This window comes from Borrelia venezuelensis (assembly GCF_023035835.1).
Lineage (GTDB): Bacteria > Spirochaetota > Spirochaetia > Borreliales > Borreliaceae > Borrelia > Borrelia turicatae.
Genome location: NZ_CP073223.1, coordinates 1 through 21,362 on the forward strand (window position 1 = coordinate 1; position 21,362 = coordinate 21,362).

The 21,362-nt window shown below is 27.3% G+C and carries 19 protein-coding genes; 13 read left to right on the forward strand and 6 right to left on the reverse strand.

The genetic code is table 11. The features are described from left to right. Window positions 1-435: 435 nt before the first annotated feature. The 3 genes from bvRMA01_RS04620 to bvRMA01_RS04630 form a co-directional block, all read right to left on the reverse strand. Window positions 436-624, reverse strand: coding sequence for a hypothetical protein (locus bvRMA01_RS04620; protein ID WP_247031290.1), 189 nt, complete (start codon window positions 622-624; stop codon window positions 436-438). Between the two features lie 61 nt (window positions 625-685). Beyond that, window positions 686-1,753: a glycoside hydrolase family 3 N-terminal domain-containing protein gene (locus tag bvRMA01_RS04625; RefSeq protein ID WP_433996701.1), complete on the reverse strand. Its 1,068-nt coding sequence runs from the start codon at window positions 1,751-1,753 to the stop codon at window positions 686-688. Continuing rightward, complete coding sequence (locus bvRMA01_RS04630; protein WP_247031292.1) at window positions 1,716-3,170, reverse strand: UTP--glucose-1-phosphate uridylyltransferase; 1,455 nt, start codon at window positions 3,168-3,170, stop codon at window positions 1,716-1,718. Before bvRMA01_RS04630 ends, bvRMA01_RS04625 begins: the two co-directional genes overlap by 38 nt. A gap of 151 nt (window positions 3,171-3,321) precedes the next feature. Here bvRMA01_RS04630 and bvRMA01_RS04635 point away from each other — a divergent pair, with 151 nt between their 5' ends. Then, on the forward strand, window positions 3,322-5,112 hold the full coding sequence (locus bvRMA01_RS04635; RefSeq protein ID WP_247031294.1) for a phosphoglucomutase: 1,791 nt from the start codon (window positions 3,322-3,324) through the stop codon (window positions 5,110-5,112). Between the two features lie 52 nt (window positions 5,113-5,164). Here bvRMA01_RS04635 and bvRMA01_RS04640 read toward each other — a convergent pair whose 3' ends face one another. After that, complete coding sequence (locus tag bvRMA01_RS04640) at window positions 5,165-5,452, reverse strand: hypothetical protein (RefSeq protein ID WP_247032499.1); 288 nt, start codon at window positions 5,450-5,452, stop codon at window positions 5,165-5,167. Window positions 5,453-6,123: 671 nt separating this feature from the next. Then, window positions 6,124-7,095, reverse strand: a complete 972-nt coding sequence (locus bvRMA01_RS04645; RefSeq protein ID WP_247032500.1) for a BTA121 domain-containing protein surface lipoprotein — start codon at window positions 7,093-7,095, stop codon at window positions 6,124-6,126. A 1,223-nt stretch (window positions 7,096-8,318) separates the two neighbouring features. Between bvRMA01_RS04645 and bvRMA01_RS04650 the strand changes: the two genes are divergently transcribed. Then, on the forward strand, window positions 8,319-9,104 hold the full coding sequence (locus bvRMA01_RS04650) for a hypothetical protein (protein ID WP_247032501.1): 786 nt from the start codon (window positions 8,319-8,321) through the stop codon (window positions 9,102-9,104). 164 nt (window positions 9,105-9,268) lie between these two features. Here the strand turns inward: bvRMA01_RS04650 and bdr are convergent, their stop codons facing one another. Continuing rightward, window positions 9,269-9,514: a Bdr family repetitive protein gene (gene bdr / locus bvRMA01_RS04655; RefSeq protein WP_283847907.1), complete on the reverse strand. Its 246-nt coding sequence runs from the start codon at window positions 9,512-9,514 to the stop codon at window positions 9,269-9,271. Window positions 9,515-9,800: 286 nt separating this feature from the next. Here bdr and bvRMA01_RS04660 point away from each other — a divergent pair, with 286 nt between their 5' ends. From bvRMA01_RS04660 to bvRMA01_RS04710, 11 genes are all read left to right on the forward strand, one after another. Beyond that, window positions 9,801-10,634, forward strand: a complete 834-nt coding sequence (locus bvRMA01_RS04660; protein WP_247032503.1) for a complement regulator-acquiring protein — start codon at window positions 9,801-9,803, stop codon at window positions 10,632-10,634. Window positions 10,635-11,116: 482 nt separating this feature from the next. Continuing rightward, window positions 11,117-11,326 carry a CRASP family complement regulator-acquiring lipoprotein gene (locus bvRMA01_RS04665; protein WP_283847909.1) on the forward strand — a complete coding sequence of 70 codons (210 nt, stop codon included), beginning with the start codon at window positions 11,117-11,119 and terminating at the stop codon, window positions 11,324-11,326. 422 nt (window positions 11,327-11,748) lie between these two features. Then, window positions 11,749-12,519, forward strand: a complete 771-nt coding sequence (locus tag bvRMA01_RS04670; protein ID WP_020282246.1) for a virulence associated lipoprotein — start codon at window positions 11,749-11,751, stop codon at window positions 12,517-12,519. A 476-nt stretch (window positions 12,520-12,995) separates the two neighbouring features. Further along, a complete protein-coding gene (locus bvRMA01_RS04675; RefSeq protein WP_247032506.1) occupies window positions 12,996-13,811 on the forward strand; it encodes a virulence associated lipoprotein in 816 nt (271 codons plus the stop codon). Window positions 13,812-14,063: 252 nt separating this feature from the next. Further along, entirely contained in the window at window positions 14,064-14,354 is a 291-nt protein-coding gene (locus bvRMA01_RS04680) for a hypothetical protein (protein WP_247032508.1), read from the forward strand. A 120-nt stretch (window positions 14,355-14,474) separates the two neighbouring features. Next, the gene (locus bvRMA01_RS04685) at window positions 14,475-15,527 is read left to right on the forward strand and encodes a CRASP family complement regulator-acquiring lipoprotein (protein WP_247032509.1); all 1,053 of its coding nucleotides are present in this window, start codon (window positions 14,475-14,477) and stop codon (window positions 15,525-15,527) included. Window positions 15,528-15,760: 233 nt separating this feature from the next. Next, window positions 15,761-16,837 carry a virulence associated lipoprotein gene (locus tag bvRMA01_RS04690; protein ID WP_247032510.1) on the forward strand — a complete coding sequence of 359 codons (1,077 nt, stop codon included), beginning with the start codon at window positions 15,761-15,763 and terminating at the stop codon, window positions 16,835-16,837. Window positions 16,838-16,965: 128 nt separating this feature from the next. Beyond that, on the forward strand, window positions 16,966-17,841 hold the full coding sequence (locus bvRMA01_RS04695) for a virulence associated lipoprotein (protein ID WP_247032511.1): 876 nt from the start codon (window positions 16,966-16,968) through the stop codon (window positions 17,839-17,841). 219 nt (window positions 17,842-18,060) lie between these two features. Further along, the gene (locus bvRMA01_RS04700) at window positions 18,061-18,873 is read left to right on the forward strand and encodes a virulence associated lipoprotein (RefSeq protein ID WP_247032512.1); all 813 of its coding nucleotides are present in this window, start codon (window positions 18,061-18,063) and stop codon (window positions 18,871-18,873) included. A 329-nt stretch (window positions 18,874-19,202) separates the two neighbouring features. Further along, window positions 19,203-20,087 (forward strand): virulence associated lipoprotein, encoded by an 885-nt coding sequence (locus tag bvRMA01_RS04705; RefSeq protein WP_247032513.1) that lies wholly within the window; start codon window positions 19,203-19,205, stop codon window positions 20,085-20,087. A 358-nt stretch (window positions 20,088-20,445) separates the two neighbouring features. Beyond that, window positions 20,446-21,276 carry a complement regulator-acquiring protein gene (locus bvRMA01_RS04710; protein ID WP_247032514.1) on the forward strand — a complete coding sequence of 277 codons (831 nt, stop codon included), beginning with the start codon at window positions 20,446-20,448 and terminating at the stop codon, window positions 21,274-21,276. The last annotated feature ends 86 nt before the right edge of the window (window positions 21,277-21,362 follow it).

Below are 21,362 nucleotides of genomic sequence, written 5' to 3' on the forward strand. Positions count from 1 at the left end.
TAGTTTAATTGTTAATAGTATAATATTTATTATTACCTCCTTCCAAACAAGTACAAACTGTTCTTTATTCCTTAATAACATGTTACAATTCCTTACACACACAATGAAAAATTTAATACTTATATCACTACTAATAATATATACCCATGCATGGGGTAAAAAATTTAATAATGAAAATATAAAACCACTACAAATAGGTATCATTCAACACAATTATATAAATTTAACTCCTTATAATCAACATTATAAATATTACGCTTTCATTGGAATAACCATGACCTACAATGAATGGATTGATTTCAATATCATCCCCATCCACTTTTATCCCCTCATTCCAACTTTCTCAAATGTCTATTTTACTCTATCTATTTCTCTTTATATATTGAAATATCAAATACACATATATTCTTTCATTATCAATATCTTAATAGGTACTCAATTACCTATAGCTCTTAGAACTTCCATTATTACTGGTAACAATATCTCTGCTTTTCTTTTCCCTGCATTGCCTTTTGTCTCTGTTAAACTTAACATTCCAATTACTAATTTATTCTCTATCCTCTCTACATTTTCTTCTTCTCTACGTGAGTATTTTTTAGTCGATATAGCTATTACCTTTCCCATCTAATTATAACAATAATGGTAATTTTTAATAAGCATTTCCTTTATACAAAACTAAGAATATTCATTCTTCTACATTAAGTTTCTTAAACCCTTCTGGAATAAGCACAACATCAATACCTGAATTTAATGATTTCCTAATCGCATGCCCCAAACTAAAATTATTTACAATTGCCCCCATATCATATGCATCTGTCATGATAATACTAAAGATATTCAGATTATGTCTTATAATATCCACAATATCTTTTGACATACTACTTACATCTCCGGAAATCTTAGGAACAAGTACATGCCCAAGCATAATAAATTTTGCTTCCTTGCCAAAAAGAAATGGTATAAAATTATTTACCATTAAAAAATTTTTACTATAAGGTAATAAGGCCAAATCTTTATGGGTATCTACTTTTGTGCCTCCAAGTCCAGGAAAGTGTTTAACCACAGCAAACACACCTTCCCTTTGTATCCCATCAATAAATGCCTCTACCATAAGACCAATATTATAAGATGAATACCCAAAAGTTCTGCTACCTAAGGGACTATTTGGAACAAATTTTGCATCTGCTACAGGTGCCATATTTACATTGATACCAAGTCGTCTAAGCTGTTTCCCAAGAATTTCACCAATCTTATATGCAAGCTGAGAATCTCCAGTCTTTCCAACAGATTCCATAGCAGGAAAATTATAAACTCCCAATTTTTTATTCTCACTAGCTCTACTAACTAGTCCTCCTTCTTCATCAACAGCAATCAATATGTCAGAACCAAGATGTCTCTTTATCCCTTCAATCAACTCTTTAGTTTGCTGTGCATCCTTAAAATTTTCTCTAAATAAAATAATTCCTACTGGATTTATCTCTCTTATTTTACCAAGTTCTTCTTTACTTAGTGCTTGCACAGCACTAGGATTAGCAACATTCCTAATGCCAATAAAAAAACAACGTTCCCTCAAAATGTTCTTAACATTAACTCTTCCTAAAAATTTATCAATATCTACAAGATCAAATTTATCATTTTCAAAATAATCATAATCTATATCAGGAATGGAGCCTAGTAAAACCAAACTAGACAATAAAAGGCCAAATAACACAAATCTAAACATCCCACTTACCTTGCCTAAATACCAAATCATATTTATTCTTCAATGCATTATTAAGAGCATAATTTAAATATCTAGCAATATCAGAAATATTACCCGAAAATTTATCATTCATGTAATTACTCATAATAAGCGTATCAACAAATAATTTTGCGGGCAGAAACCTATCTTCTCTATTGACCTCAAAAATTAATGGATTATCTACTATTCTCATAACTTCCCAAGTTATTTGCTCAATTGCAGTATATCTACCAAACTCTTTATCCTGTTCAATAATTCTTATAGGCATATCTGATATTATTCTATCCATATTTTCTATCAAATATTCTAAATTAAAAAGACCTGTGGCACAATTAAATAAAATCCTAGAACCTCTACATTCAGCTTTAAGTACAGCTTCTTTAGAAATAACACTACCAATATCAACACATGTTAAATGATTATCATCATCCAAGACTAAAACCCCACCCTTTGTATCTAGTAGGGTTTTAACACTAAATTCAAAGCCAGAAGAACTATTAGTTATAGCCATTATGGCAAGAGTCTGTAAATTAACAGTAAAACCAATATTATCAACATTACCAATATACACAAATTTTTTTCCAGAATTATAAAGTCTAAAATAAATATCTCTTAAAACTTTAAAATTTTGCCCATGACCAGCAGGTAAAGCCAAAAAAGATCTCTTGCCATTAGTACAATAGCTAAAATATTCATATTGACCATCATCTAATTTATTATAACAATAAACCAAAGGCTGAATCGCCGTCAAAATATCTGCCCTTTGCAAACCACAAGAATTCAAATCTTTAATCAAATTATCATCAAAAATATTATCTAAAAAATTAGAAATTGGTTTATAAGTCTTAAAACTTGTCATCTGAAAAATCGAAGGCTTAATACTCTTACCATAAAGCTCACAATATCTATTAGAAAGCATTAAAAGATGTCGCATTTTTAATGCTAAAAATGAAAATCCATAACTACCATCTCTATTAACATATGCGGGTGTTATTCCCTTTGGCAAATGCCCAAACAACCTCCTAGCTTCAAGTATTTTATCTGCATATAAAGAATACAATTCCTCATTAAAATCGTTATTTTTCAGTATATCAAAATAACTAGTCGCAGAACCCCCATTTAAAATACCAAATGAGAGATAAGGATAAAGCAATAATCCTAGTCTTTCCAGATCATCACCGGTAAAAACATAAAAATTACTTTCTGATGAAACCGAAAACTTTGTAAAATCATCAATATATTTTTTTAAATTATGTTCAACAAGCTCCTTTTTAAACTTTAATTTAACAGAATTATTAGCAAGACTTAAAATACTGCCATGACTCTCATCAGGAAAATTCTTAACAGATATGCTTAAAGTTTTAAGTTTGTGCATATTAAGCATATCAAGCATTTTTTTAGAAAAAATTTCATCAATTACTTCATACACACCAAAACCTCATTTGAAGACAAGGTAAACAACAATTAACATAATAAGAAGCACGTTAAATAATGCTTATTATAATAGAATATGTTACTATAATCATAGTACTACAAATAAAGGCAAATATTAAATAAAATATACTAATGAAGAGGAAAATATGCTAAAAAGGTATATACTAAATATGACAAATCTAAGCAACGCCATTAATGAAATGATACTCTCTCATTCAGGATTTAGAAAGATATTTGCAAAATCAAAAAATGAAAATTCAATAGAATATGAAATCAATGATGACGACAAAATATTGGTTGCTCTTATAACCCTTACAATATCAAATTATTTTAAAGATAAACCAAAAAAATATATCAATGTTGGATTAGATTCAAGAGCAACTGGAAATATAATCTCAGAGATAATAATTAAGACCTTAATTTTAAACAATAACAGTGTAAAATTTTTTGGAATACTCCCAATACCAGAAATCTTAGCTTATACAAAAGAAAATCAAAATTCAAAAGGATTTATATACATTTCTGCCAGTCATAATCCTACAGGATATAATGGCATTAAAATTGGATTAAATGATGGGGGTGTGCTAAATTCAAATGAAACAAAGAAAATAATATGTCAGCTCAGATCCAACATTGAAAATGAAACTTTAATAAACAATCTAATAACAAACTTACAAAAGTTTAATACCAATGCTCTGCACTTAAAAACATATGAAACAATTATCACTTCACAGGCTAGACATAAAACACAATCTTATAACTCATATAAATCATTAATGCAGCAAATAATATATTCAGATACCCATAATCAAAAAAATATTGACATACTAAAAAAAACTATCAAAAAAGAACCTATAGGAATCATAGGAGAGATGAATGGTAGTTCTCGCATTAACTCAATTGATAGAGAAATGATTGAATCTTTGGGAATAAAATTGGAATTTCATAACACAGAAATTGGTATCTTTAAACATGGAATGACTCCTGAAGGGACATCTTTAAACATATGCAAACAAATATTAGAACAAAAATTTAAGAATGACAATTCTTTCAAGTTAGGATATGTCCCTGATTGTGATGGAGACAGAGGCAATTTGGTCGCAATTTTAAAAAAAGAACAAGCAAGTATCATTACACCACAAAAAATATTTGCACTCTCAGTACTCTCAGAGCTTAGCTATCTTTACCATACAGGAATTAAAGACAATTTAGCTATCGTAGTTAATGATGCAACCTCACTAAACATTGAAAAAATAGCCTCGCTATTTAACACAAAAGTTTATAGAGTGGAGGTTGGTGAAGCCAACTTAACAGAAATGGCTGACCTTTTACGGAATAAAGGATTAATAGTAAAAATTTTAGGAGAAGGATCAAATGGGGGCAATATTACATACCCTTCAAAAGTAAGAGATCCATTAACAACTCTCTTTAGCATCATAAAATTGCTTAAAATCAAAAATCTTTACAAAATATGGTGCTCAATATCTAATAATTCATATAATGAACAATACACTCTTGAAGACATATTAAAGACAATCAATTTTTATAGCAATGTAGAAGTATCATCAGAAAAAGCCATGCTTAAAATAAAAGTAGAAAATCAAGAAATATTAAAAACCAACTACGAAAAATTATTAGACAAAGAATTCAACAACAATAATACCGTATTACACAAATTACCAATACATAATTATGAAATTATAAATTATGAGGGTATCAAACAAAACATCTCTAGAACAGGTGACTCATCAGGAGGGCTTAAAGTTTTATTTAAAAATAATAAACATGAAATAATTGCTAGTTTATGGTTCCGTGGCTCAAAAACAGAACCAATACTTAGAGTATTAAGTGAGGTCATATCTGAACATAATGATTTACTATATCCTCTCTTAGATTTTCATACAAATTTAATACACTCGGCTAACTCTTTAATCTAATTAACATACATGAATTTTTATAAAGAGCCTTATTAAAGAACTCCTACTCCTTTTAAAATATCCATCTGTTTAATAAATAATGAGCAGCTACTTTTGCATTAAAAGTAGCTGCAATGTTTCCAGCAACCGTTTTGGTTTTAAGAGCACCAAAAATAGTAGATAATAGCTTATAAAAATCATGATTATCATACGTTTTTACCATTACCCCATCTGTATCACGTACAACAAACTCAGAATCAGTCAACACACTTTTTAAATACAAAATAACGCTTATTTGGTAATCAGTTAAATCAAATTGAGAAAATAATTCATCAAATCTAACATTATTATGATCATTCACACTACAAAATGTTCTATTTATTGGAAAATTAATATTATGATACTCATCTATAGCGTTTTTTTATTCATATCACAACTAATTAATAACAATATTAGTAATAATTCACTCTGACTGATCTTCATGTTTATTTCATTTCTATTTTTTTTATTTACGTGCAATAAATACCTAATAATAACCCCTATTTTCTGCTCTCTATAACAGGTTTATACAGTAAAGATTAAAATTAGCAAATTCCCCACACCAATAAGCTTAGCATATGATTGAGCAGAATCACTAAATACACTTTTCAACTAGACTTTATAAGTACTATTCTCTTCATTAATCCTTGCAACAACCTACTTCTTTAGGTCTCATATTGTACATTATCAACAACTGCAAGAATCCCTTTATTGTAACAAGACTCTCTATAATATTGCTTAAATCGCCTTTAATTTTAACAATACTAAAAAGAAGAGATGATAATATAACATAAACCCTCCTCATCAGAGAATACTACTTCTACTTCATTACCTATAATAATTGCAAAAATAGTTAATATGTCTCAAAAGTAATATATAAACTTTTTCTATTCAGGAGTTAAATCTGCTTAAATTCTATTAGAAACAATAAATAATCTCCTTTTTTATGCAAAACAAATCCCATTATTTCAGTTTTAAGACCCACTGTTTACACTAACTTTTTGCTTGTGCTTCTCGTTCAATTCTCTCAAACTCGTCTGCAACACTATGATTCAAACGAACAAATACATCACTAGTAAGCTTAGCAAATAATTTATCAGGATCCTTTAATATGGGTTTTAACTCCTGATCATATAAATCCTTCTGACGATTAAACCGCTCTTTCAAATTATTTTTCTCAACATCGTCTTTCACCTTACCAATCAATGCCTCAGCTGCATGCAAGTTTTCAATAGTATTTTTCATGTTTGCCACAACTTTTTTAAGGTTATCAGCACCAAAAGGAGGAGACACTAATAGCTCATAAAGTTTATATTTAGTATACGGATTTACATTTACTCCAGACTCATCATATTCATCAAAAACAAATGATAAAGCTAAAATATACCGAACAACTCTTTTTTCATAAAGATCCAAATTAAAGGTATCATATATTTTAGAGGCAAGCTCTGCACTTATCTTAATTTTTTCAAATACTTCTGCTACATTCAGATTGCGTTCAATAAGCTCAGCATATGACAACGAAGGATCATTGCATGTCACTTTTAATACCTTTTTATACCAACCCTGCCTTAACTCAAGTTGTTCAAATACCTCTCGTTCAATTAAATCTCCTATCTTACTGACAGCATTCTCAGCTGCATCCTGTGCCTTTAAAACTGCCACAATGCTTCTAGCAACTTCTTTAGTACCCTGTTTACCAAATCTAGATAATAAACTATAAAACTCAGCACTGGTATACGTTTTATAATACTTTTTATATACACCAGGTATAAAATGATTAAAATTAATTAATGTATCTTTAAAATAATCTATAGCCCTCTTCTCTTCAGCCGTTAGATCAAAATCTTTTTCTCCAATATCTTCAACAAATGAATAATGAAATTTATCGTCATTTTGAAATGAACCACAACCAATTAACAGCAAAAATAATAATGACAATAATTCAATCTTATATACCTTCATACCTAACTCCTTTCTTACTTAGACATAATCCTTTTATTTTAGACTAAAATAATATCCCGTAAATATTATTCTGGTTTTATACCTTTAGCTTCATTGAAATCAATTGAGCTTACTTACTCTTACTTAATTTGAACATAATTGCCTACAAAATAAAAACTCAGATTTATCAAATTCATTATCAGTAAGATTCATACACATCCTACACAGAATCTGCAAATGCATGTTTTAACTCTGTGCCACAAAACTAAGCATAATCCTTAAGCTTCCAACTCAATACATCTCTTTTACTAAAATCTTAAATCCTATAAATAGCTATCTAATCACATACCTCCACAACTTCTACAACTTTTACAATCTCACTTATAGCATTTTTAACTAGCTAGCAACATCAAAATGAAAAGATGTTAATATAACATAAACCTTCTCATTAAAATGATTTAATTCTTTTTCATCTACATCTTCTACAACAAGATACTCAGTTAACATATTCCGCAAATAATCTATAGCTTATTTTTCATTAATAGTGAAAAAATTGCCATCAAATATTTGATCAGTTAATACTATTATTAATTCTCTTAACTTTCTATCTCTCTTAGACCCTATCTTATAACATATCAACAAATGTTATAACTTTTATCATAAATCAAAACCTTCAAGTAATTTAGTTAGGCAACTTTTTACTAAATCACCAGTTAAAGATGTCGTTGATTCTTCTTTTTTTAAATCGAAACTAAATTAATAATATTAATATTATTAATAAATACTAAAACTAGCATATTCATTATTATATAATAATAAATGTTAAGATCCAACACTCATTCATTACTATCAAGTAATTAAGGTTAAAAATTATTTATAAAAAAAATTTGAAGAAAAGTTAAAACTTTTTTAAAAAAAACTTGAAAACAAATAATTTTTGAATTAATAATTCAATTACCAAATACTTTAATTTTTCAAAAGGAAGATTGTTTACTCACAATGTTTTATACATTCTTTTAAATATCCCCTTTATCAAGGGGCTTTTTTATATTGATTTTCTAAATAACTGCATTGTTATCTTCTTAATTGGCCAATTTAATTCAAATATTACATCACTCCTCATTTCTGCAAATTAAGCAAATCGAAAAGTTAAAGCAATAATTTAAGTAAAACACATTTTAACGAATGTTTACCAAGTACTATCAGATTTATGAAGTATATTTAATTGTCAAAGGAGATATTATATGAGGTATGTAAAAGTAGTAACAAGTATTGTAGTATTGCTACTTATAATCAATTGTAAACTAGATAATAAAAGACTAAAGGCAGAAAGTGAGACTAAATTAGCACAAGAAAACGCAAAATCTGTAGCAAAATCTATTACAGGACACGTAAGTAAACTTACAGGATTAACAGTAACTGAGATTAAAGCTTTAAGTGAAAAAGAGCTCGCCAAGATTGCTGCTGAAGCAAAAGTAAATTCTGAAGATTCTAAGAAAGAAATTAATAATTTTAGAATAATCAAAAATAAAGCAAAATTAGAAGTAAATGATATCCCAAATCCCGTTAAAGCAATTAAAAATGCTGCTGAAAAGATTGAAACAGCATTTAAGGCATTACTAAACGCAGGATACAACGGTCCTGTGGCAAATGTAATCAAAAGCAACATAGATAGTGGGGTAAAAATGATATCATTACTGGATAAGTTACTAGACATAGCTACCAAAGGAATTAATAATACCAGAGAACTAGATATTAACAAGGTAATAGAGGAATTTAACACACAAAATCCAGCACTACGGATTTATATTAATGAATCTGGGGTAAACGATATCATGAGATCATGCATAAAGATTATTATGACAAATATAAGTAGATATTTTTTTAATGGAGTCCATAATGAGTTAAGAGATAATTTGGATAAAGCTCCAAGCAAACTTAAAGAAGCTTTAACATCTCTAAAAGAAGCTGCCAGCTCCATAAACACTGCAGCAGGAATAATTGAACTATGCTTTAATAGCAATTATTAATGATATTATATATTAATGTTATACTGAAAGGGTGTCTCTACGAGATTATTTCGGTATATCTATCTACTTTAATAAGCTTATAAATTCTTGTATAAGAAACTTAAGTATTTTTGGTAATAAATAAACATATAACTGTCAGACTTACTTGAAAATAAAGCCCACTACTATAGTAATAGCAATAACAAAAGTAAAATCAAATATCCATCTAACAAGATTTTTGTCTCTTTTATATTCCCATTTAATGATTCCCTAGATGCATCTATTTTATCATCTAGATAATCAAATTTAATATTAAAATTCTTCTCTAACTTTTCTAAGTTTTTATACGTAAGCTCATCATGATGATAACGCCTCCATAGATCAAGTGCAATAAATTTATGCATTCCCATCGCAACAACTTCACTATAAATTTGATTTTACTATAATGATATAAGCTATCTTAATATTTATTCCTTATTACAAGGACAAATAACCGCATATAAAAATAATCCAACTGCAAGGTGAGAATTATAAAATGAATGTTACATATTATTCAATGTTAATTATTTAATCAGATTATTATAATTTATTACACTTCTCCCCTTCATCCTTTTGATATTTAAATTAAATAATATATAATTATCAAATAATACGTATTATAATTTAATAAAAAATATTAATTAATATTTGTTAAATTTTACAAGCAAGGAGATTATTTTGAAAAATAAAGTTTTTATAATGTCTTTTATAATAATTTTTACTCTAACCGCTTGCAAATCAGACCTTAATGAACAAAGAACAAAAGGATTTAATTATAAGACTCAAAAAGACTGTACACAGTCAATACATAAAGATGGTACATCATCAATACAACAGATACAACAAAAATGCAAAAAAGAAGTTAACACAAAAGCAAAACAGATCTTAATAGACTTCTTAAGAAAACAGGTTCAAAATGTCACTGCTTTAATAGAGAAAGACAAAAAACATACTCAAAAGAACGAGCCTGCGGATCAATTTGGAATGAAAAATGGTGTATTTAAAATTGTCATAGGCAATCCCAGCCAGAAAGCCTACAATAATCCTGAAAGTCAAAGTAATAGAAGACAATTTTATTCATCTCTAAACTACAATGAAGTAAAAATTAGAAAGCTTGGGATCATCCTTAATCAAATAACATCTGATGACATCAACAGAGGACAATTACACATAGACATCACAAATGCAGGAAGAGCTTACTCTCAATTTTTATTTGAACGGGTAATCGATAAAATAAAAGATGTTCAAGATAAACTCGATTCTTTGAATTTTAAAGATTTAAAAAAAATTAAAACCAAATTTGATGAAATTGCAAAACTAAAGTTATTGTGGAAAAACACTGCAGATAATATCATCAAGGACTATGATAACGATGCAGATGGAATTAAAACTGATAGTCAAAAATTGATTGAATATATAAGAGAAAAATATGGCAATATATTTCAAAAGGAAATTCCTAAAATTGGCATACTAGTTGGTGATATTAACAAAATTTTAAAAATGCTAAATTAGTAATTTTTATTAAATATTATAATTAAGTAAAGACGGATTGAAAAAATTCTTGCCTTAACATAAAACATATCATGCCGATAGTAACACTATATATGCTATAATATTATTTAATAAAAATAAATAATTAAAATATATTAAAATTTTAAAAATAAGGGCAATGTTTTGAAAAATAAAATTTTTATAATGTCTTTTATAACAATTTTTACTCTAACTACCTGTAATTCAGATCTCGAGTTCTTTCCAAAAACAGGAATAGTAGGTTTACGTAGATTTCTAGCTAGCCTAGAACCAGAATCAATAAAATAAGCCAAAAATGATTTAATAAATGAACTAAGAACAAAAGCTTACAATATTAAACCCATATTAGATTTACACAACAATGATACTTGGATCGAAGATAGTACGCAATTTGGACTTAAAGGAAATGGTAAGGCGTTTGATAAGATTGCCAATAAAATGAATAATCAAAAGCAAGTGATAATATAAACAAGCCTATTAGAAGGAAATTTTATTTATCGTTGGAATATGATGAAATACTAATCAGAGATTTTGGAGCAGTTCTTAATCAAATAGCAGCAACTACAACTCATAAAAATAATGCTATGCTTACAACGATCATAAATGCGACAATAACATACTCTTCCAATTATTTTGAAATTGCATTTACACCCCTCATTAATAAAGAAAAATAACTTCAATCTTTAAGTTTTAATGCTCTACAATTTCTTAAAGACGAATTTGACAAACTTGAAAGGATAACTCAGAATTGACGACAAACCGTCAAAAATATCACAAATGATTACATTAAGAATAAAAATAACATTAAAACTGACAAAACTAAAATAGTAGACCACATAATTCGTAACTATAAATTGAACTTTACAACCGCAATTAATAAAATTCATACAATAAATAATAATATTGCAAAAATCTTAGGCGACCTTAAATAAAATCAATAAAACTAACACTTAAAAAGTTTATAAAAAAATATCACATGCTCTAAATAACAACTTGATTTTCTAAATTTTCCTGTTGATATTAAAAATTAAATCAATATAATCAATAATTAATATTAACAAAAAATTAATTTGATTTTAAAAGCAAGGGGAATACTTTGAAAAATTATTTTTTTACTCCATTAATTTTAATAACTTTTATTTTAATCGCTTGCGATCCAAGTTATAATTCAGATCCCAAATCAGTTATTAATGATAAAAAAAATAAAAAGATTAAGATTTTAATAGACAATTTAACAAGCAAAAATGACAATATTAAGCATATATTCAACATCATAAATACACACAAAGATGATAAATGGGTAGAGGACAGTGATCAATTTAATATGCAAGGAACGAACCAATTATTTGATGTTACTACCACCGATGACAACATAAAATATAAGAATAACAAACTTGCCAGAAGAGAAGTTTACTTAGCTTTTGAGTATCATACAAACTCCATTAAAGAATTTGGGAAAATTGCTAACAAATTAGCCGAAGGCGCTATTAAAGCCAGTAATACAGAAATTCAATACCTAAAACAAGTCATAAATCAAGTAAGACAATATGCTAGAAATTATTTTTTAGTTACATTCACACTACTAATGAATAAACAAAATAAGCTTACCTCTTTAAGTCTTTCTACATTAAAAAAACTTACAAATAAATTCAAGATACTTGACAATACAAAACAAGAGATTAAAAATGCTATGAACAAGATCAAAGATGACTTCAATAATGATCATAATAAAATTAAAACTGGTGAAATCGCTAACCTAATAAAATACCTAACTATCGATAATAAGTATCATGAACAATTTCAAAAGGCAGCTATTAAAATCAACTATATATGTGAAGACATTAAATCAATCTTAGATAAAAAATAAAAAAACATTATTTAAACATAATTACATTACAAATAATAAAGAAACAAAAACATTTATTGATTATTCCTGCATGATAAAAGATTAACATTTATAATTTATAGGTCAATCTGCATTATGTAGGATCTTTACACAGAACACAATTGGGCTTTTTATATGTTATTATTTTATTTTGTACAATTTAAAATTAAGCTATAGATCATTTTTTTTATCCCTTTAAACAAAATTTAATATCAAAATCCAACTATAATAATTACTTATATACAAAATAATTATATATAATTTACATCTTCAAAAATAATACAAGCTATTAATTAATTAATATTATTATAATAAAAAATTATTATTTTTTAACTATTACTGTATTGATATTTAAATCAAATACATATACAATACTAATTAATAACAATTATTAACTAGCACTTTTCTAAATATGGTTGGTTAATAAATTTGTTTAATCTTAACAAAAGGAGAATATTGTGAAACATAAGGTTTTTATTATATTTATTTTAGCAAGCTTGGTTTTATTCATTGCTTGTGACAACAATCCAAATAAAACTGATCCGGCAAAAAAGCCGACAGAGGAAGAAACAAAAAATACAGAAGAGGATCAAAAACAGGAAATAGTAGACAATATAAAAAATTTACTACCAATGGTAACACAAATACTAACAACACATAATGACAATACTTGGAACGAGAATGCACAAGGATATGACCTCACTGCTGCCAATCAACTATTTGCTGTAATTCAACATACTCCCCAAGGTCAAGCAGGTGGTGCTATACCATATAATGGTAATGATGCTAATAGTAAAGTAGCCAGAAGAGAAATGTACCTAGCATTTGAGTATAATAAAGACTATATTAAAGCTTTTGGTACACTTGCTAACAAAATGGCAGCAACTGCTACAGCAACTCCTGCTATGAAGACTATCCTAGAGGAGATCGTGCATGGTATGAGAGAGTATGCTAACGCTTACTACTTAAAAGCATTCTATATGCTAAATAACAAAAAAGATGAACTTAAAAACTTATCTCTTGACAAGCTACAAACACTGTTAAATAAAATTAATGCAATTAAAGAAGCAAAAACAAATATTGTAAATGCAGTAAATAAAATCAAAGAAGATTACGATACAGACAAAGAAGTTGGTACCGCTACACATAAACTTAAAACTACTGCTACCGCTACTGAAATAAAAGATTACCTAGAAAGCAAACAAGGTACCTTTGTAAATGACATTACAACAATTAAAAACACAGCTGCTGAGATCCTTACTATCTTAATTTAATGTGATATAAAACATATAAATATCATTACAAAATTTATTGTAAGAGAAGAACATTTATTCTTCTCTTATTCGTGTGTAAATGAAATAATATTGTATCCTAATAGAAATTATTACTTTGTACCACTTGTTATCTCAACATTTACTTGATATTTAAATTAAATCCACATATAATACAAGTTATTCAATTATGCTTATTATAAATCGCATTCATAAGTTAATTTAATCTTAAAAGCTAAAAATAAGGGGAATATTTTGAAATATATTATTTTTGTCACACTCATTTTAATCAGCCTAATTTCTTGTAAATCAAGCATAAGCAAGGCAGAAATAGACAAAAAGGCACATCAAATTAGAGAAGCAATAAAAAAAGAAGCAGAAAAAAAAAGAAAGGCACAAGAAACAATAAACAAAGCATTAACAACAATACCAGAAAACAAAGAAATAAAAAAAGCAAAAGACGCAAGAAAAAAACAACTACTAAAACAAATACTTCAATTCAATAATACAGACATGCGATTTTATTATAAAGATCCGCTACCTTGATATCCAAATTCAATAAACATATAATATTAACTGATGGTTATTAATTAACTAATTTATAAAGTAAAATATAAAGTAAAATGAGTTGTTAATTAGCTTGCTTTTAAGAATAAGGAGAATATTTTGAAATACACCATTTCTGTTGTTATTTTTATCATTACTTTAATAACCCTTAACTGTAAAATGAATTCTGGTAAGACTGCAAAATTAGAAAAAGCACTACAAGAAGCAGAAGATGAAAAACAAATAGCATTAGAAGTGCAAACAATAAGAGCAGATGTAGAAGTAGAAGCAAAAATAAAAGCAATAGAAGTAGAAGCAGAAATGGAAGTACAAAGAATTACAGAATCTGAAGCAACAGTAGCAGAATCAATAAAGGACACAAAACAAAAAATCGCAACATCAGCAAAAGCAGAAAGCGAAATTGCAAAACAAGAATTGCAACAAGCACAAAATGCAAAACTAGAAGCAAAAAAACAAATAATAAAAATAAAAGAAGAAATGAATCAACAACAAAAACAGTTCATAATTGCTAAATTAAAACTTAAAATTGAGAATATCGCAACAATATTAAATATACACACAGATCCTAATTGGCCCGAACCTATTGATCAATTTGGCATGTCACATTCATCGCAAACATGGAAGGACCTGAAAAGATTTAGATCAATGGACAGAAAAAAACATGATCCACGCAAAACATACTTCTTAAATAAAGAGAGATCTGCTAATGACAGAAGAAACTTTTACTTAGTTTTTAAATACAATAAAACCAAAATCCAAAAATACGGTGAAATTTTTCATAGATTAATGCTGGCTCAGCTATATCATGAAACCACAGAGATCGCCGATTCAATAATTAATTATGCTATGGTTTACTTTCAAACCGCATTAATGACACTGCATAAAAAACAAGATAATCTTAATTTTTTAAGTCTAGAGGATCTAATCAATCTTAAAGAAAAATTCGATGAAATTGAACAAAAAAGTACGATTTTTGAAAATCACCTTACAACACTATATGATGACTACCACAATAATCAGTATAATATTAAAGACGGTCATTACACAAACATAATAAATTACATGAATAATCAAAACTACAGACAAAAACTTCAAAAATTAATTGAAATTATAACAAATATAACTTTAAAGATCACACATATACTTAAATAATATAAAAGCTTTTATTTAAATTTAATATCAATTTTCATTAACTTAACATCTACTTCAATATCCATATAACACCTACATTCAAAACTTATAAAAGTCAATATCAAAACAACTATTAAGATTACTATATTAAGCAATCTTGATATTAAAATCCAATAAATGTATAATACCCTTTAAACAAACATTATAAAATAATAGCTGTTAATTGGTTTATTTTTAAAAAAGAGGAGAATATTTTGAAGCACAAATTGCCTGTTATGCTTATTTCAATGACTATTATTACCTGCAAAGCAGATCTTGGCAAGACTGAAAAATTAGAAAGAGCACTAAAAGAACAAGAAATAAAAATAGTAAAAGAAACAAAAAAAATAAAAACAAAAGCAATAATAGCAGAAGCTAAATTAAAAACAGCAAAAAAAGCAACTGAAAAAGCATTAAAAAAAGTGATATTATCAGCAACATCAATAAAAGAAGCACAAGAAACACCAGAAAAGTCAAACAGGGAAAAAGAAGATGCAAAAAATGAAAAAGCACAAATAGAGAGAGAAAAACTAAAAATAGAAAACGAGGCAAAACAATTAGAAGTACAATTGAAAGAAAAATGGAATCAACAACAAACACAGTTTAAAATTGATGAAGCCAAGCTTGAATTAAAACGCAAAACTAAAGATATCGAAAGACTACTAATTATATACGACAATAATTATGGGATTGAACCGTCGGATCAATTTGGAATGCATGATAGCAATTCCAACAATAAGGCATTTGATGTACTGCATCAAGGCCTAAAACCATATCATCATGCCGATAATAAAAAGGTTAGAGAGAAAATTTACTTGGTTTTTGAGTACAAAGATATTTACATTCAATCTCTTGGAGAAATTCTTAACAAAATTGCAAAGGTTTCTTACCTGCCACCTGATCAAGCAAAACAAAAAACTCTTGAGCAAGAACAGGCTAACGCATTACTAAACGAGATCATAGAAAATATTCATGAATATTTTGCTCACTACTTTGAGGGTGCATTCAAAATACTTAGTGATAAACAAAATAGCATTGATGCGTTAAATCTTAGTGATTTAAGAACACTTTTAAACAAACTTAATGAACTTCAAAAAATAAAGGATACCTGCAAAATGTACGCAGAAACAATTTACAATGATTTTAAGAACGATAAAGGTAAAATTAGAACTGGGGGTGTTAAAGAATTAGGCGAATATATCACTAATCACGAATACAAGAAAATTTTTAAAGATGCAATTGAACAAATCAAAACATTAGACACTCAAATTAGCAACATCACATACAAATGACTATATCAAATAAATATTTTGATAGCTATTCTTAACAAACTTGATATCAAAGCTCTATAAATATATAATAATAACTATTACCAAATAATAATCATTAATTGGCTTATTTTAAAAACAAGGGAAATATTTTGAAGCACAAACTAACTGTAACGCTTATTATAATCACTTTACTTATTACTACCACCTGCAAATCGGATTTTGGAAAGAATTCAGAATTAGAAAAAGTACTAAAAAAGGTAAAAGACACAAAGCAAACAGCCTTAAAAATCTTAGAAGCGCAAACAACAAGAACAGATGATGAACTCAAAAGACAAAAAAATTTTATAATCGCCATATTAAAAAGCAAAACTACAAGGGCCAAATATACATTAAAGATACACAAAAATGATATTTGGACAGAGAATAACGATCTATACGGAATAAATGAGCAAGGCCAAACATTTTATGTAGCTAAGAACAGTGATAATGGTGAAATTTATTCAAGTGATCGCAATAAGGCTGCTAGAAAGCTAATTTATCTAGCCTTTGAACACCGCCTACCAGCCATTACAAATTTTGGAAAAATTCTAAATAAATTAGCAGAGAGTGCTGATACTAACATTAATCATGCACCAAATGAATATGACATCAAAACAGAATACAATATTTTAATAGAAAACATCTTAGCAGAAGCAAAAAAATATGCACATAATTACTTTGAAGTTGCATTAATACCACTGTATGAAAAGAAAGATAAACTGAATTCTCTAAGTCTAGAGACCCTAAGCGAACTTAAAGACAAATTTGATGAACTCCAAAAGATAAGAGATACTTGCAAAATGTACGCAGAAACAGTTTACAATGATTTTAAAAATGACAAAGATAAAATTAGAACTAGTAGTACTAATTTAAGAAACTACATAAATAAAAACAATTATAAGCATAAATTCAAAGACTTGATAAAAAAAACAGAAGAACCAGCCTATAAAATTAGCCAAATCTTAAATAAAATACAAACACATTGACTTGAACATTTATTTACAAGTAACTTCATAAAAAAATAAAAATTCTTCCTTTATTTATTGATATTTAAACCAAAATAAATATATACTAATTATTAGTTAATAATTAACATTAACTAATAATTATCAAATTTATAAGACTAAATTATACAATTAATTTTAACTAAATTACTAATTAGTATTAATTAACTTTTAATTTTAAAAATAAGGAGGAAACAAACTTTGAAACACATATTTTATATCCCATTCATTTTATCATTATTATTTCTAATCTTTTTAACTTCTTGCAACCCAAATTCTGGAAGGACTACTAATTCTGGAGAGACGACTACTAAAGAAGAAATGTATGAAGCAAAACTGGCAGAATTGAGAGATCAGATAATAAACAATGCAATTGATGAATTAAATACAAGGGTTAGTAATGCTCAAATAACGCTAAGCATCCATGCGAATCAAAATTGGAATGCAGAAGGTAATAAACAATTTAACATGCATTATGATTCTCAAGATAAAAAAGTATTTGATATACTGAAAAAAGATAACAAACTATACTATCATGATGATAACAAGAATGCCAGAAGAAAATTTTACCTGGCCTTAGAGTATCACGAAGCTTCCATTGTATCTTTTGGAAAAATTCTAAATATGCTATCAAACGGTGCGGTTGATAGCCCGCAAAACAAACAATACTCATTGCTGAAAGATATCGTAGAAGCAACAAGTAAGTTTGCCACAAATTACTTTGAAGTTGCATTAACAACACTAACAAACAAAAAAGATAAACTTACAAGTTTAAATCTAGAGGAGCTAAAAGAACTTCAAAATAAATTTAGAAGACTTGAAGAGCAAAGACAATTAATCAGAAAACGAGCAGATGAAATACAAAACAAATTCAAAGATGCTAATACTACAATAGGTACACAAAATAATTTAATAAAGTACATAGAAGATGAACATCAAGCAGCCTTTGTACAAGCATTTGCAAAAATAGAAACATTAGCTAATGAGATTAAAGAAATTTTAGATAAAATATAAAGCGCTATACGCTTAAAAAAATTTTAATAACTCTACTAGGAGTAAAGAAACACATCTTTGCTCCTTTTTCTTGCACACATATTTCATACACATATTCCCTAAATACATAAAACGATAATATAATCTTTATTATTTCCTATCTCTATTCATCACTACATCTGCATAAATTATCTCAAATTAAAACGTTGATTTAATAATCAAGATAAATATATAATATTAGTTAATAATAATTGGTATTTTTTTAATTTATATTAACAATATACATTAAAAAATAATTTTATTAATTTTAATATTAGCTAGCTTTTAATTTTAAAAACAAGGAGAATATTTTGAAACACATTTTAAATATCTTTATTATCACACTTATTTTACCACTCTTAGTGCTCTTTGCCTGTAATCCAAAATCTGGAGGGGACAAAGATAATCAATTACAAAAATTAAAAACAAAATATAACTCTATTCAATCAATAGAAGAAACACTCAAACAACATAAACAGGAGTCTATAATCTTTAAATTAAAATTAAGAGCTCAAAAACACGAAAAGATGTTATATGCTCACACCCATTATGATTGGATTGAAGATGGTGATGAGTACCATAGAGGATACTCATACGGAAATGGGGGAAGTCAATATGGAATGAAGGGTGATAATCAAGCATTCGGTATAATTCAGACGGCTCCCGGTATTTATTGGGACCCATGTAATAATAACGATACAGATAACAAACAAGTCAGATCAAAAATCTATTTGGCTTTTGAGTATAATGAAAACCTTATTAGAGCTCTTGGAGCAGTACTTAATAAATTAGCGGCTTCTGCTAATAATCGTGATATTAACAGACATCTTAGACTAAACGAATACAATAATTTACTTCAAGAGATCGCAGATGGAATAGGAGAATACGCTCACAATTACTTTGAAGTTGCATTTGCAGAACTAATTAAAAAGGTTAATAAACTCAACATTTTATCGCCCAATCAGTTACAAGAACTTGATCAAAAGTTTGATAAACTTACAGCAGAAAGACAGATACATATTAAAGATGCAAAAACAATTTACAATGACTTTAAAAATGACAAAGATCAAATTAAAAGTAATGCTGCCAACTTAAAGGATTATATAAACCAAAACTATAAGCAAAAATTCCTGACCTCATTTGCAACAATAAAAACACTAGCTAATGAGATTAAAGAAATTTTAGATAAATTATAAAACGCTATACGCTTAAAAAAACTTTAATAACTCTACTGGGAGCAAAGAAACACATTTCTGCTCCTTTTTTTTTGCACACATATTCCATACACATATTCCCTAAACACATAAAACGATAATATAATCTTTATTATTTCCTATCTCTATTCATCACTACATCTGCATAAATTATCTCAAATTAAAACGTTGATTTAATAATCAAGATAAATATATAATGTTAGTTAATAATTATTGGTATTTTTTTAATGGTACTTCTTAAATTTATATTAATAAATATACGAATAATTTTAATTAAATGACTAATTAGTATTAATTTTAATATTAGTTAACTTTTAATTTTAAAAACAAGGAGAATATTTTGAAACACATTTTAGATATCTTTATTATCACACTTATTTTACCACTCTTAGTTCTAATTGCCTGTGGTTCAAACCCCAAGCCAACCAACCAATTAAACACTTCTCCAAAAAAAGATATATTCATAATGGGCTCAAAAACAAAAAACAATCTCAACATAAAAATAAATTTAACAAACCAAATAAAGAATAAAGTCGACACTGAACTAACTTTACTAGAGAAACACTCAACAGATATTATCAAGGAACCTGTAAAACAACTTGGAATACAATGTGCAATCTTTGATGAAATTCACTACCATAAGATAATGCATTCATTAAACAAAATATATCCCATCAACAAAGAAAAAATAAAGTTATTTCACGCATCTCTAAACTACAACATAATAAGATTAAAATGGCTGGGGGAAATCCTTATTCAAATGCAAGCTATCAATACTAAAAAAGGTAATGAACTTTATAAATCAATCTTAGACACAGGAAGAGAATATTCGCAAAAATCATTTGAAGCGCTCATGAATCAAATCAATATAGAAAGAGATAAACTAATTCTTTTAAATGTTGAACAACTAAAAGACATTACAAACAACCTTGACACAATTAAAAATTTAAGAACAAATTGGATATCATTTATCGATGATATCATTAATGATTATAGAACCGATACAGACATTAAAAATAACAGCATAAAATTAATAGAACATATAACCACCAAATACAAAAAAATAGAAGATAAAATTAATGGCATCAAAGATATAGCTCACAAAACTAACAAAATTTTAAAAACAATAAAGCACCAATATTATATTAATAAACAGCTTCATCAAAAGTAAGATAAGATACTTTTCAAAGATATTCTTATCATTTAATAAATTTACAAACTAACGACTAATATTTCGGATAAACACAACAAGAAAAA

Bases quoted from the DNA above. Each gene is read 5' to 3' on its own strand.
- bvRMA01_RS04635 (WP_247031294.1), top strand. From the start codon at position 3,322: ATGCTAAAAAGGTATATACTAAATATGACAAATCTAAGCAACGCCATT.
- bvRMA01_RS04645 (WP_247032500.1), bottom strand. From the start codon at position 7,095: ATGAAGGTATATAAGATTGAATTATTGTCATTATTATTTTTGCTGTTA.
- bvRMA01_RS04625 (WP_433996701.1), bottom strand. From the start codon at position 1,753: ATGATTTGGTATTTAGGCAAGGTAAGTGGGATGTTTAGATTTGTGTTA.
- bvRMA01_RS04620 (WP_247031290.1), bottom strand. From the start codon at position 624: ATGGGAAAGGTAATAGCTATATCGACTAAAAAATACTCACGTAGAGAA.
- bvRMA01_RS04650 (WP_247032501.1), top strand. From the start codon at position 8,319: ATGAGGTATGTAAAAGTAGTAACAAGTATTGTAGTATTGCTACTTATA.